The 13,942-nt window shown below is 64.8% G+C and carries 10 protein-coding genes; 3 read left to right on the top strand and 7 right to left on the bottom strand.

Going from position 1 to position 13,942, the window contains the following annotated elements; translation table 11 throughout:
- Position 1: 1 nt before the first annotated feature.
- From KDB67_RS09445 to KDB67_RS09435, 3 genes are all read right to left on the bottom strand, one after another.
- Positions 2-676, bottom strand: a complete 675-nt coding sequence (locus tag KDB67_RS09445) for a DUF1028 domain-containing protein (protein ID WP_291015194.1) — start codon at positions 674-676, stop codon at positions 2-4.
- Complete coding sequence (locus tag KDB67_RS09440; protein ID WP_291015192.1) at positions 673-1,107, bottom strand: RidA family protein; 435 nt, start codon at positions 1,105-1,107, stop codon at positions 673-675. Before KDB67_RS09440 ends, KDB67_RS09445 begins: the two co-directional genes overlap by 4 nt.
- A 73-nt stretch (positions 1,108-1,180) precedes the next feature.
- Entirely contained in the window at positions 1,181-2,587 is a 1,407-nt protein-coding gene (locus KDB67_RS09435; RefSeq protein WP_291015190.1) for a cytosine permease, read from the bottom strand.
- Positions 2,588-2,846: 259 nt separating this feature from the next.
- On the opposite strand from KDB67_RS09435, the gene KDB67_RS09430 reads away from it, so the two are divergent.
- Positions 2,847-4,340, top strand: a complete 1,494-nt coding sequence (locus KDB67_RS09430; RefSeq protein ID WP_291015188.1) for an aldehyde dehydrogenase family protein — start codon at positions 2,847-2,849, stop codon at positions 4,338-4,340.
- A 66-nt stretch (positions 4,341-4,406) separates the two neighbouring features.
- Here the strand turns inward: KDB67_RS09430 and KDB67_RS09425 are convergent, their stop codons facing one another.
- The gene (locus KDB67_RS09425) at positions 4,407-5,654 is read right to left on the bottom strand and encodes an NAD(P)/FAD-dependent oxidoreductase (protein WP_291015186.1); all 1,248 of its coding nucleotides are present in this window, start codon (positions 5,652-5,654) and stop codon (positions 4,407-4,409) included.
- A 190-nt stretch (positions 5,655-5,844) separates the two neighbouring features.
- Here KDB67_RS09425 and KDB67_RS09420 point away from each other — a divergent pair, with 190 nt between their 5' ends.
- The gene (locus tag KDB67_RS09420; RefSeq protein ID WP_291015184.1) at positions 5,845-6,795 is read left to right on the top strand and encodes a LysR family transcriptional regulator; all 951 of its coding nucleotides are present in this window, start codon (positions 5,845-5,847) and stop codon (positions 6,793-6,795) included.
- Here the strand turns inward: KDB67_RS09420 and KDB67_RS09415 are convergent.
- From KDB67_RS09415 to KDB67_RS09405, 3 genes are all read right to left on the bottom strand, one after another.
- Entirely contained in the window at positions 6,789-8,444 is a 1,656-nt protein-coding gene (locus KDB67_RS09415; protein WP_291015182.1) for an amidohydrolase, read from the bottom strand. The genes KDB67_RS09420 and KDB67_RS09415 overlap by 7 nt on opposite strands.
- Positions 8,445-8,515: 71 nt before the next feature.
- Positions 8,516-11,851, bottom strand: a complete 3,336-nt coding sequence (locus tag KDB67_RS09410) for a DEAD/DEAH box helicase family protein (RefSeq protein WP_291015179.1) — start codon at positions 11,849-11,851, stop codon at positions 8,516-8,518.
- A 320-nt stretch (positions 11,852-12,171) separates the two neighbouring features.
- Complete coding sequence (locus KDB67_RS09405) at positions 12,172-12,843, bottom strand: hypothetical protein (RefSeq protein WP_291015176.1); 672 nt, start codon at positions 12,841-12,843, stop codon at positions 12,172-12,174.
- A 21-nt stretch (positions 12,844-12,864) separates the two neighbouring features.
- Between KDB67_RS09405 and KDB67_RS09400 the strand changes: the two genes are divergently transcribed.
- Positions 12,865-13,935, top strand: coding sequence for an XRE family transcriptional regulator (locus KDB67_RS09400; RefSeq protein WP_291015173.1), 1,071 nt, complete (start codon positions 12,865-12,867; stop codon positions 13,933-13,935).
- The last annotated feature ends 7 nt before the right edge of the window (positions 13,936-13,942 follow it).

Below are 13,942 nucleotides of genomic sequence, written 5' to 3'. Positions count from 1 at the left end.
GCTATTCGTCTCCCGGGACACCGTAGGACGGCGCGCTCGTCGGGTCGACGCCACGCACCCGGTAATCGTTCTTCTGTGGTTTCCACACGTCCCACAGCGCGGCCAGGTCATCGAGCGGGGTGTCGCTGTGGTCGACGCGCAGGTCGGTGACCGGCCACGGAACGTCCTCCACCACAAGCATTCCCGCCGAATGCAGGGGACCGGCCTCGCCGCCGGCGGCCAACGCGGCCCGGAAACCGTCGAGCAGGCGTTCCTCCATAGCCGCAGCGGTGCTTGCCGCATACCCGCCGAGCAGCTCGGCGATCACCCGTTCGTCGGCGAGGAGATTGCCCGCGGCCACCGCGTTCTCACCCTCCAGGTGCGTGTTGATGCCGAGGCTGTTGGCTCCCGAGTGGACCGCCGTCGCGCCCGCGGCGTCGACGACGGTCACCTGGCGGTACTCGCCGAACTTCTCGTCGGCCAGGACCTGAGCCAGCGCGGTGGGGGCGTCCGCGCCCGCTGCGAGGGCGTCGAGAACCGAGGGCCCCAGCGCCGGGTTGGTGACGTTCTGGGTGGCCACCACGCCGACTCCGGCGCGGGCGTGGGCGCAGCGGGAGGCCACCGCCGGACTCGATGAACTGATGATGATCCCGAACGCGCCGGTCTCCTCGTCGCGAACCACCAGGGAGAATGTCACGGTGCCGTCGCCTCCGGTGTGCTGAGTACTGCCGTCGCGTCGATCTCGACGAGCCACTCGGGACGGGCCAGCGCCTCCACGACCAGCCCCGTCGACACCGGGTACACCCCTTTGAGCCAGCGGCCCATGATCCGGTAAACGGTCTCGCGATAGCGGATGTCGGTGAGGTACACAGTCACCTTGACGATGTCGGCGAGCGAACTGCCGGCCTCGTCGAGCAGCATCGCGATATTGCTCATCGCCTTCTCGGTCTGCACCGCCACATCGCCGATACCGACCGATTCGGGGGTGTCGAGGTCCTGGCCGATCTGGCCGCGCAGGTACACCACACCACCGGCGACGACGGCCTGGCACAGGTCGTTGTCGAGGTTCTGCTCGGGGTAGGTGTCCTTGGTGTTGAACGGCCGGATGCGGCGGTGGGTGCCAGGCATGTACGTGAATCCTTGTCTGCCCGTGTGGGGCTCGCGGAGGGTGATTGAGACGGTAGGCCCGATCGGGGCCGGGTCAGGCGAGTTCGGGAACCGGATCACCGATGTTCTGGAACTTCGAGCGCATGAGCACGTAGTAGAGCGGGCAGATCACGGCCAGACCCACCAGCCAGGAGATGTCGACACCGTCGATGGCCTCGGCCGCGAACCCGGTGAAGATCGTCGTCGACAGGAACGGGATCTGGATGGCGATGCCGAGGAAGTAGCACGCGATCGCGATCCAGTTGAAGGTGCCGTACACGCCACCGTCGCGCTCGAACAGCGACGGGATGTCGTACTCGCCGTGCCGCAGGACGTAGTAGTCGACGAGGTTGACCGCCGTCCACGGGATCAGCACGCACAGCAGCAGGGCCAGGAAGTTGGCGTAATTGGCCAGGAAGTCGTCGGCGCTGAACAGTGCCGGGATCATCGCGATGCCGAACAGGATGACCGCGGTGATCGCGCGGCTGACGGCGCCGGCCTGCCATCCCGGGAAGATGTTCTGGCCGATGGTGATGGTCGAGAGCGACCCGCAGTACAGGTCCATCGAGTTGGTTGCTGCGACACCGACGGCGAAGACGATGAAGACGCCGGTGGTGACACCCTGGGTCAGGGTGCCCATGCCATCGAGGGTGTCCGAGTTGGGCAGGGCGGCGCCGACTAGTGCGCCGAGCAGCATGGGCAGGGTCGAGCCCAGCACGCAGCCGGCGTAGGTGGCCCAGAACGCGGCGCGCACCCCGGTGTCCTTGGGCATATATCGGGTGTAGTCGGAAACGTAAGGGGCATAGGCGATTTGCCACAGAGCTGCCACCGAGACCGTGGCCATGAAGCCGGCGACACTGAATCCGTCGGAATGGAAGGTGTGCTCGGGCAGTCCGTTCACCCACACCATCCAGATGAAGGCCACGATCAGCGCCCCGCCCGCGACGACCGACAGGAAGGCGGCCAGACCGTGGATCAGCTTGTAGCCGACCATCGTGGCGACGACGCTGACACAACCGATGAGGAAGGTCGACAGGTTGACTGGCATGCCGCTGACCTTGGCGAGCGCCTTACCGCCGAGGACGGCGTTGGAGGCGAAGAAGCCGAGGTACATGAAGACCACGAGAACGACGACGAGAAGGCTTCCGTAGGAACCAAATTGGGCGCGCGTCTGCAACATCTGCGGCACGCCCATCTGCGGCCCCTGCGCGGCGTGCAGAGCCATCACGACCCCGCCGACGATATTGCCGACGAGGACGGCGATCACACCTGCCCACAGCGGCAGACCGAACACCGTTGTCGACAGCGCACCGGTGATGATGGTGAGCAGCATGATGTTCGAGCCGAACCACACGGTGAACAGGTCGCGGCCCTTGCCGTGCCGCTCGTCCTCCGGAATGTGATCGATGGTGCGCTTCTCGACTTGCGGAGGGGCGGAGGTAGCCGGGGTGGGTGTGCTCATGTGCGTGGGCTTTCGTTCGGTGAGACGTGACCGCCGCAACATCGAGGCGATGAAAACGAGTTTGACCGATGGGCAAAGAAAGATAAATCAGAAATATTGGTTCCACTGCATCAATTCTGTTGATGCCTTGATTACGGGTCTGTACCCAGACAAAACGGACAGATGAATCTAGAAAAGTGATGCACTGAATCCAGAAGATCACGCCAGATTTTCGTACCGGTTTGCCCACTCCGGCCCGATATCCAGTCACGATAGGAGGATGACCGATTCCACAGAACTCACCGTCGACGACTGGCGCTCCCGCGCCGCGCAGGTGTCGTTACCCACCGGGTCCTACATCGGGGGCGAGTGGCTGCCCGCGGCGTCCGGACAGACCTTCACCGTCGTCAATCCCGCCACCGGTGACCCGCTCACGGAGGTCGCCGCCGGCGACGCCGAGGACATCGACACCGCCGTCGCCGCAGCTGCCTCGGCGTTCGGCGCCTGGTCAGGCCTGTCGGCGACCACCCGCGGGCAACTGCTGTGCCGGTTCGCCGACCTGATCGCCGAACACACCGAAGAACTCGCACTACTGGTCACACTGGAAATGGGCAAACCGATCTCCGACGCGATGAGTGTTGAAGTGGCCGGTGCCGCGGCGGTGTTCCGGTACTACGGCGAGGTCATCGACAAGATCCCCGGCGAACTGCCACCGACCGCCGACGGCAGCGTCGCGATGGTACGGCGGGTTCCACTCGGTGTGGTGGGCGCCGTCGTGCCGTGGAACTTCCCGCTCGATATCGCGGCGTGGAAGGTGGCCCCCGCGCTGGCAGCCGGCAACACCGTGGTGCTCAAACCCGCGGAGGAATCACCGCTTTCGGTGTTGCGGATGGCCGAACTCGCCGTCGAGGCCGGGTTGCCGCCGGGTGTGTTCAATGTGGTTCCCGGCCTCGGTGCCACCGCGGGCAAGGCACTCGGTCTGCACCCGGACGTCGCGTGCCTGACCTTCACCGGATCGACCGCGGTGGGCAAGATGTTCCTGAGCTACAGCGGCGAATCCAACATGAAGCAGGTCTGGCTCGAATGCGGCGGCAAGAGCCCCAACCTCGTCTTCGCCGACTGTGCCGATCTTGACAAGGCCGCCGAGATGGCGTGTTTCGGAATCTTCGGCAACTCCGGTGAGGTCTGCTCGGCCAATAGTCGGCTGCTGGTCCAGCGGGAGATCGCCGACACCTTCGTCGCGAAGGTCGTCGAGCAGGCGGCCCACTACTATCCGGGTGATCCGCTCGATCCCGACACCACGGCCGGTCCCATCGTGTCCGGCAAACAACTCGAACAGATCCTGAGCTATGCCGCAGTCGGGGCCGGAGAGGGACAAATCGCACTGGGCGGCAACAGGATCGGGGACGCCGGGTATTTCATGGAGCCCACCGTGGTCACGGGGCTGGCCACCGATTCGGCTGTGGTGACCGAGGAGATCTTCGGTCCCGTCCTGGCTGTTGTCGTCTTCGACACCGAGGACGAGGCGATCGCGCTGGCCAACGACACCCCCTACGGTCTGGCAGCCTCGGTTTGGACATCGAACCTCGATCGCGCACTGCGGGTTTCGGATGCGCTGCATGCGGGAACGGTGTCGGTCAACACCGTCGACGCTCTCTCGATGGGCACACCGTTCGGCGGATTCGGCGCATCGGGATTCGGTCCGGACCTGTCGGTGCACGCGATCGACAAGTTCACCGGACTCAAGACCACCTGGATCGCCAAGGGCGACTGACCTCGAACGGGACCGCGACGAAGAACCGCCCCTGGTGACCAGGGGCGGTTCTTCGTGAACAGCGGATCAGGCCGGTTCGTAGGCGGCGTAGGCGCGCTGGATGGTGATCTGGTCGGCGAGGTACTTGGCGTCGTGCCACACGCCCCAGATGAAACTCGATCCGCGCCGGGACAGCCACGGCAGCCCGAGGAAGTAGACGCCCGGTTCCGACGACACACCGCGCTGATGACTGGGCCGTCCGGCCTCGTCGAAGGCGTCGACCTGCAGCCAGTCGTAGTCGTTGCCGAAGCCGACCGCCCAGATGATCGAGGTGATGCCCGCAGCGGCCAGATCGAGTTCGCGAATCGGGTTGCTGACGCAGTCCGGATCCGGTCCGATGTCCCGCGCGGATGGCTCCTCGGGCAGGTCGAGACCGTTGCGTTCGATGTAGTCGTCGGCCGCGTCGAGCATGCCGAGGTAGTTGGCGTCACCGTCGTCGATGTTCGCCTTCAGGTCGGCCCCGAAACGCATGATGCCGCCATCGAATTCGTCGGCGCGCCCGACGAGGGTGACGCCCTCGGCCGCCAGTTGCCGGAAGTCGACGGTGTGGCCGCCGTGGGCGCCGCTGACCGCGATGGTGACGTGTTCGGCACCGGCGGGCGGGGTGGCCGCGTCCCAGAGCCCGAGAACCCCGAGCCACCAGCAGAAGTCGCGGTCGCGGTAGCTGCGCGGCGGACGGTCGTGCGGACCGACGGCCAGGTAGACCTGTTTGCCGGTGCGGTTCAGTTCGTCGGCGATCTGCACACCGGACGATCCGGCGCCGATGACCAGCACCGCACCGTCGGGCAGTTGCCCGGGATTGCGGTAATCACTGGAGTGGATCTGCGTGATGCCGGCCGACTCGGGTACCAGCGTGGGAATGATCGGCTTCTGGAAGGCGCCGGTGGCCGAGACGATGAACCGGGCGTCGATGGTGCCGCCGGAGGTCTCGACGTGGAATCCGGTCCGGCCCTCGTTCTTGCGGACCTTGGTGACCTCGACGCCGGTGCGGATCGGTGCGCCGACCTTCTCGGCGTGCGCGGCGAGGTAGTCGGCCACCTCTTCTTTGCCGGCGAATGCATCAGGCGCGCAGTCGAAGTCGGATCCGGGGAAGCGATCATGCCAGGCGGGGCCGTTGGCGACGAGGGAATCCCAGCGCCATGACCGCCAGCGCTCGGCGACCCGGTCCCGTTCGAGAACCAGGTGCTCGATGCCCTGCTTGCCGAGATGTTCGCTCATCGCAATACCGGCCTGTCCGGCACCGATGACGAGCACCTCGACTGTTTCGTCGCTCACCACAACCTCCACCGCACTTGTTCGTGTTTGACCGTCTTCCATGATCCGGACATGCAAAGCATCTGTAAAGAAGATAGAATCTATATTCTAGATTGATAAATCAGATGAACCAATGCGTGAAGTCGCTACCGACTTTGTTACTCGTCGGTACGTTGTTCGATGGTATTCGCGCACCCGATCAAGGAGGTTGATGACCATGTCGGCCAAGGAGCCCTCCTTCACTCTGGTGCAGCTCCGGTACTTCGCCGCGGCCGCCGATCTCGGCAGCATGACCGCAGCCTCGAAAGTCCTCATGGTCTCGCAGTCCGCGGTGTCGACGGCGATCGCGCAGCTCGAAAAGGAACTCGGCGTGCAGTTGCTCATTCGCCAGCACGCGCGCGGACTGGAACTGACCCCCGCCGGCCGCAACTTCCGGCAGGAACTGCGCAGTTTCCTGGCGCACTCTGTGGAACTGGCCGACTCGGCCGCACGGCTCGGCAACTCCCTGATCGGGGATCTGACGGTCGGCTGCTTCTCGACGATCGCACCGTTCGGGCTCCCGACACTGCTGTCGGCGTACGAACAGCGCTTTCCGCAGGTGCGGGTGGACGTCATCGAGAGCGAACACGAGAACCTGACGCGCCTGCTGCGTGACGGCCGATGCGAGCTGGCGCTGATGTACGGCTTCGACCGCCACGACGGCATCACCTACCAACCGCTGACGATGAGCAGGCCGTATGTGATCGTCTCCGTCGACCACCCGATCGCGCGAGCCGGCCGCCGTGACGCCACGCTCAGTGAGTTCGCCACCGACCCGATGGTGCTGCTCGATCTGCCGCACAGCCGTGACTACTTTCTGTCACTGCCCAGGCGGGCCGGGTTCACCCCGCAGATACGTTTCCGCAGTACCGGTTATGAAACGGTGCGCTCACTCGTCGCCCACGGTTTCGGCTTTTCCATCCTCAACCAGCGGCCGGCCCACGACCTGACCTACGACGGGCGCCGCGTAGCCGCACTCGAACTGACCGACAGCGCGCCTGCGCTGGAGCTGGTGATCGCCCATCTGACGGGGGTGCGCCTGACCAATCGTGCGTCGGCGTTCAAGGAACTGTGCAAACGTCACTTCACGGCCGCCGAACGTACGGACGACACCGCTCACTGACGGGCGAAAACGATCTCACCGCCTGCCATGGTCGTCTGCACGGACAGTTCGCCGATGTCGTCGGCGGTGGTGATGTCGGCGTCGAGCACGATCAGGTCGGCGTCCTTGCCCACTTCGATGGTGCCGGTGCGGTCTGCGCAGTGGGTGACGCGGGCAGCGCCGGCGGTGTAGGCGTCCAGCGCGGTGCGCAACGAGATGGCCTCGTCGGCAAGCAGGGGAACGGTGCGGGCGTCCGGGCCGATCGCGTGCGGATCGGCCCGCGATCCGGTCCGGTGGACGGCGGTGTGGATGGCCCACAGCGGATTGGGGTCGGTGACCGGCCAATCACTGCCCATCGCGATCCGGGCCCCGGCGCGGACCAGTGAACCGAACGGAAAGTGCCGGGCGTCGCGGTCCGGGCCGAGCAGGGGCAGCTTGCGTTCGACGATCTCGATGTCCCGCCGGGCCCACAGGGCCTGAATGTTGGCCGTGACACCGAGCGCGGCGAATCGGGGGATATCCTGCGGGTCGACCACGTCCAGGTGGGCGATCTGATGGTTGGCGGTGGTATCGCCGCGGGCAGCAACCGCGGCGGCCAGTCCGTCGAGGCATTCGCGGACCGCGCGATCACCCACCGCATGCATGTGAACGTCGAAGTCGTTGCGCGCCAATAGTGCACACACCGTGGCGAGTTCCTCGGGGTCGATGAACGACAGGCCCCGCGGGTGTACGCCCTCGGGAGTGTTGCAGTACGGCTCCAGCATGGCGGCGGTGCAGTTCTCGCAGATCCCGTCCTGCATCACCTTCACGGTGTCGATGTGCAAGCGCGGACCGCGAGCGGCTGCGCGCCGTTCGAGGATGGTGTCGATCTGTGCCGGACCCTCCTCCGCGGTCCACCAGAGTGCGCCACACACATGTGCCACGAGCTCGCCGGCGGCGTCGGCGGCGAGATAGGTGTCGAGCGTGTCGGTCAGACCGAAGGCCGGGATGCCCACCCCCGCGTCCTGCCAGCCGGTGATGCCCACCGACAGCAGCCGCTGCTGCGCCAGGAGCAGCGCGTCGCGCAGCCTGCCGGGTCCGTACGCGGGGATGAGGGCGTTGACGGCATCGAAGGCGCGTTCGAACAGCACCCCGGTCGGTTCACCCGCGCTGTCGCGCTCGATCCGGCCGCCCTCGGGATCGGTTGTGTGGGAATCGATCCCGGCGCGCCGCAGGGCCTCGGAGTTGGCCCACACCCCGTGGCCGTCGTGGCTGGACAGAATCACCGGCCGATCGGCGACCACCGAATCAAGATCGTCCTTGGTGGGTAGTCCACCGGGGAAGGCGTCCCCGTACCATCCGCTGCCGCTCACCACCGGCTCGTCCGGGTGGGTGCGGGCATACTCGGCGACCGCGTCCAGGTATCCCCGGCGATCGTGGGGGAGTTCGGACAGGTCGCACCGCAGTGCGGCCAGACCCCCGGCCACCGGATGAACGTGCGCGTCGATGAACCCGGGCAGCAGGCTTGCACCGCGCAGGTCGTGAACCTGCGTTCCCGGTCCGAGGAGATCGGTGTCGACGCCGACACCGACCGCGGTGATACTCCGGCCCGTGACCGCTACCGTATCGGCGAATGTTGCCGTTGACGGCTGCCAGAGAGAAGCATTGGTGAAGACGTGATCGGCGGGCATATCAACCCCTGATGATCGGTGGTAACTGATGGATCCACCGTATCCCTCATAGGCCGTGCGTTACTGCCGTTCTATGCGACCGCTTCGGGCATCGCAGTCCGGGTGATCTGCCGCAGGGTGTCGGCGATCGCGAACAGGTCGTCGTCCTCGAACGGGGTGCCGTGGTCTGTGTACGGCGACTCGAAGAGCCGGCCCGGCTCCATGACCCCGTTGCGGGTGAGTTCGTCGACGATATGGCCCACGAACCGCACCTGCTCGACGGTGAACGATGTGCCGCCGAGATAGTGCTCGAACGCCTCGGTGGCGGCGGCGCGGTCGAGGCCGACGAGGCTGCGGACGAACAGGCCGAGCCCACCGGTCTGCTGCTGCGCCCACACGATGTCGTTCTCACCTCCGCCGGAGGCCAGCAGCATCTGTTCGAGCTCTCCGAGGTCGTCAGTGGTCAGTTGCCGATTACGGCGCAGCCGTTGCAGCGCGATGTTGTCGAGGTGTTCGCGCAGGTAGGCCTCCGCTTTGGAACGGAACCGCTCGAAGTTGGTGCCGGGGGTGATGCCGGGCAGATGAACTTCGACACTCTCGCCGAGGGTGTCCTCGAAGTCGGTGTACACCGGGTTGCGGCTGGTCTTCTCGATGAGCCGCACCAGGCTCCGCATTTTTCTCCGGGCTTCTTCGAGCATCGGGAGTGTGACATCGATCCACCATTCGTCGCCGGCCACCGATTCCAGCAGCACGGCCTGCTCGGCCACCGACGGGATCGTCGCAAGTGCGAGCAGGTCGGCTGCCACCTGCTGAACCGTTTGCCGGAGTCGTTCGGCGGCAAGGGTATCCGATTCCAGTTGGGCGAGTTGGCGGCGCAGCACGATGAGATCGAAACGTTTGGCCTCCTCGTCCTCGTCCCGTACCGACGAGGGCAGCCCAGCCAGCGTGCGCGCGGCCTCGGCGTCATCGGCGGTAAGCGTCTGCCACACGCCGGCCTGGGCAAACCGTTCGACGGTCTGCCGGTGTTTGCGGACGACGAAGTTGTCCAGGTTCATGCCGGCGACGATCTCGTGCAGCGTCGCGGTGGTGGCGGTGCGCAGCTCGGATTCGTTGTCGCCGAGTGCGGTCACCAGACTCAGGCGGGCCTCGAACAGTCGCTGCGACAACGACTTCTGGATATTTCCTTCTGATCCGGGCAGATTCTGGCTGAAATACTCGAGGTTGCCGCAGAAGTCGAATACGAAGAAGTCCTGTTTGTCCTTGCCGGGCTCGAACAGATCGGGGCACAGGCGGGTACCACGGCCGATCATCTGCCAGAACTTCGACTTGGACCGCACCTGTTTGAAGAACACCAGGTTCACCACTTCGGGCACGTCGATGCCGGTGTCGAGCATGTCGACGCTGATCGCGATATGCGGTGCTTTGTCCTTGATGGAGAAGTCGTCGATGAGCGACTGCGCGTACGGCGTGCCGTGGGTGATGACGCGCGCGAACCGCCCGGCGTGTTCGGGATAGGCCTGGTTGAACCGCTTTTCGATGAATTCGGCGTGCTTCTGGCTCTTCGCGAAGATGATCGTCTTACCGAGTCTGTCTCCACCGGCGACCCGGTAGCCCTGCGTCATGAGCGTCGACAGCACCTTGTCGACGGTGTCCTCGTTGAACAGGAACCGGTTGAGTTCTTCGGCGCCCACTTCGGCGGGCGGTCCGTCGTCGCCCCAGTCGAGGGCATCCCACTGGTCCTTCTCGTCGTCGGTGAGGTCGTCGTACTTGATGCCCGACCGCAGAAACTGGGTACCCACACTGATGCCCTTGGGCGGCACCAGGTATCCGGCGTCGACGGCCTCGTCGAGGCTGTACGCGTCGGTGGGGACGCCGTCTTCGAGATGGAACAGCCGGTAGGTGTTGTGGTCCACCTCGTCTTTGGGAGTGGCGGTCAGGCCCACCAGCAGCGAATCGAAGTACTCGAAGATCGCGCCGTACTTCGCGTAGACGGACCGGTGTGCCTCGTCGATGACGATGAGATCGAAATATCCTGGCCCGAAACGCTTCTGGTCGTCTACCGTATCGTCGATGAGGTTCATCATCGTGGGATAGGTGGATACGTACATGCGGCCGTCGGTGACCTTCTCGGTGACGAGATTGACGGTGGTGGAGCCGGGCAGATGCTCTTTGAACGCATTGGCGGCCTGGTTTACCAGGGCGGTACGGTCGGCGAGAAACAGCACCCGTTTGACCCAGTTGGCCTTCTGCAGCAGGTCGACGAGCGCGATGACGGTGCGGGTCTTGCCGGCGCCGGTGGCCATCACTAGCAGCGCCTCGCGTTGTTTGCTGTCAAAGGCGTCGCCGACCGCCTTGATGGCGCGGACCTGATAGGGGCGTCCGGCGATGCCGCTATTGACCGGGGTGGTGGCCAGCGGAATCCTGGTGTGGCGGCGCTGGATCAGTAGTTCGAGTTCGGCGGCCGTGTAGAAGCCGTCGATCTCGCGGGGCGGGTAGCCGCCTGCGTCATCCCAGATGCGATGTTCGTAGCCGTTGGTGTAGAAGATGACAGGCCTTCGGCCGAAACGTTTTTCGAGGCAATCGGCGTACAGTTCGGCCTGCTTCTGCCCGACCTCCGGCGACTTCGTGGTGCGTTTGGCCTCCACCACAGCCAGCGGCAGACCGTCGGCACCCCACAGCACGTAGTCGACGAAGCCTTTGCCGGTCGCGTTCGGCATGCCGGTGACTTCGTATTCACGATCGCGGTCCTGGTCGAGTGGCCAGCCCGCTTCGAGTAACAACTGATCGATGAACCGGTCGCGCGTGTCGGATTCGGTGTAGTCGCGGTCATCGGGTTTCGCGTCGGCCTGTGCGGCGGCGATCTTCGCCTGAAGGTCGGCGATCTCGGCGTCACGCGCCGCGAGCAGTTCGTCCTTCTCCGCCAGCGCCTTCGCACGCGCCTCGTCCTGTGCCCTGAACTTGGCCGCGATCTGGGCGAACTGCTCGCGCGACAACGGTGCGGCTCGCGCTGCCAGTTTCGGGTCGAACTGCGCGTGCAGCGGCACCGAATCCGGCTGTGCTGAATAGTGATACGACACCCACACCACAACATGGAACACTTCCCGCACGACGGCCAGTGACACCTCGGGCCGAATCTGCCGGTTCTCGTGCACCGCAGTATTGGCCGTCTTCCGGATCATCGTCATCTTCTGCGTAATACCTTGCGGTACTTTCGCTTTGAACGCCGAATCGCCGATCCGCGCAGCAAGATCGTCCCGGTAAGGAATGCGCAGCGACAGCACATCGTAGAGATACCCGACGACTTCCTCAACGACGCGCCGCGAGTAGAAGCACGCCGACCGCGGATCGGAATGCAGATACGACTCGGCCCGCGCACAGTCTTCGTGGACCGACGGCAATGTCTGGCGGACAAACGCGAAGTTACTCAAGACCGCAGAAGTCCCCGGTGAGTCGTTCCATCGGCTGGCCGATCATCGTTGCCGATGTTGTCGTCCGGAACGCCGGTCATTGCCACCACCTCCATGGGCGTCGATACTATCCGGCATGGGCTGATGCCGATGCTTTGACCTCGGGGTTCCTGCTGTGGAGGAGGCGCTTGAGATTTCCGCGCAGACGGCAGTGGCCACCAGTCTGAAGAGCAATCGAGCGTCACTCTCGGCGCGTTCTTCATGGCCGCCGCTGGGGACCGCTGTTGTCGATGATGGCGGTGTGGTGGTCGGGGCTCGTCCGTATACGGTGTTTGGCGCTATCAGGTGAGCAGATCCTCGACGGTCGGTACGGATGCTGCTCGTGTCAGCCAATTCTGGATCTGTTGGCCGTCGTCGCATCCGAGGATCCGCGCGCGGTCGGTGTCGGTGATCGTCAAGCTGCGGGATTCCAGGACCGTCAAAAGCGCCTCGGCTTTCCCTTCGGCCTTCCCTCGGGCCTCGCCGCGGGCCCGCTGTTCTTGGGCGTATTCGGTGTCGTCCGCCCAGGGGAAGTTGATGGTTGTCATGAGTTCCTCCAGATATTCTCGGGCGGATTTGGGCAGGATGAGTCGGCTCAGTACATCGTACAGTTCGTGGTCGGGGATGTCGGCGGCAAAGATCCTGGTCAGAGCCCTGAGGACGGCCCGGTTGTGGTGGTGGACCATCGCCGAGAGCATCATCAGGTCGGGCAATTCTCGTGCGGTATCCGGCTCGGCGATCGCTGGGATTGTGTCGGGTCCGATGACGGTTGGGGTGAGTGTTCCGGCTCCGAAGTCGATGGGGGTTGCCGCCCAGCGGGCGACTGTCGTGGTCGGGCAGAGCACGAGCAGGTGGACCGGGCAGGCGAGTCGTCGGTAGAGGGCGATGACGTAGTGCGGCCAAGTGAGGTGTTTGCTGTCACCGGCGCCGAGTTGGTGTAGACGCCGTAGTGCGCGGTATTGGGATTTTCCCAAAATACCAGTACGATCGACCAGGTGGACAACTCGATTGGCGACCGTGTAGCACGTCTGATTCCGCGGGGCGAGCAGGGGCGTGTGGCTGCTGCTGTCGGGATGACGCCCGACGCGTTGTCGCGGGCAATTCACGGTCAGCGCGGTTTCGGTGCCGCGGAGCTGATGAGGATTGCGGACCACTTCGACGCTGATCTGCACACCCTCATCTCGGGCGAGCCCGATCCGAGGCGGCCGCGGCTGGTGGCCCGACACGACTACGACCAGAGCACGAGAACCCGATCGATCCCTGGTCATAGCGCCGATCGGCCGATCCTTGATGACATCACGCTCGCATACCGCCAGGCGTTACTCGCACCGCGCGAAGGCTGGAGCGCACCGTCCGACGTCGAAGCCGCGAGAACGCAGCTCGGTGCCGGGTTTGTGCGGCCATTCGTCGAACGAATCGAGGAGAGGCTGGGTATCGAGGTTGTACGAGTCGGTGAACTGTCCACCGCCTACAGCTTCATTGTCGACGGCCGGCCTGTGATTGCGATCCCGGCCACGGCGAGCTGGTTCCGTGAAAATTGGAGCATCGCACACGAACTCGGCCACCTGGTGCTCGGTCATCACGCCAACCCGGAAACCCGCGATGCCGACGAACGAGCGGCCCACGGATTCGCGGCCGAACTTCTCCTGCCCGCCGCCGATATGCGTTCCCTGGACTGGCAAGGTGTCACGCCGGCCGATCTGGCTGCGTGGATATGGGATCTTGGGGTCTCAACCGAAGCGCTCGCCAATCGCCTTGAGTCGCTGGGCATCGAGTCGCCGGTTGTTCGTGATTGGAGCGGGTACACAACTCAACGCTTACTGCGCCATCATTGGGTGCCGAGCGAAGCCGACGACCCGATCACAATCCGGATGGACGCTGCGGCTGTTCGGCGATTCCCGGTCGCACTACAGACCGCCCACCTAGACCGCATCGCACGGGGTGAGGTCGGCAAGGGTATCCTGGCTTGGATGCTCGGCGTAGCTGACGACTCACTGGAGGTGGAAGAGCCGACGCCGCGCCCCGGGGTGTCGACGTCAGATCTGCTTGACGCACTCGGGATCTGATCGGCGC

The organism is Gordonia sp. (in: high G+C Gram-positive bacteria), from assembly GCF_020438995.1.
Lineage (GTDB): Bacteria > Actinomycetota > Actinomycetes > Mycobacteriales > Mycobacteriaceae > Gordonia.
This window is presented reverse-complemented; position numbering and strand designations above follow the sequence as displayed.

What these genes read in the sequence shown, in the direction of transcription:
- KDB67_RS09440 (WP_291015192.1), bottom strand. Translation starts at nt 1,107, where the DNA reads ATGCCTGGCACCCACCGCCGCATCCGGCCGTTCAACACCAAGGACACC.
- KDB67_RS09435 (WP_291015190.1), bottom strand. Translation starts at nt 2,587, where the DNA reads ATGAGCACACCCACCCCGGCTACCTCCGCCCCTCCGCAAGTCGAGAAG.
- KDB67_RS09430 (WP_291015188.1), top strand. Translation starts at nt 2,847, where the DNA reads ATGACCGATTCCACAGAACTCACCGTCGACGACTGGCGCTCCCGCGCC.
- KDB67_RS09420 (WP_291015184.1), top strand. Translation starts at nt 5,845, where the DNA reads ATGACCATGTCGGCCAAGGAGCCCTCCTTCACTCTGGTGCAGCTCCGG.
- KDB67_RS09415 (WP_291015182.1), bottom strand. Translation starts at nt 8,444, where the DNA reads ATGCCCGCCGATCACGTCTTCACCAATGCTTCTCTCTGGCAGCCGTCA.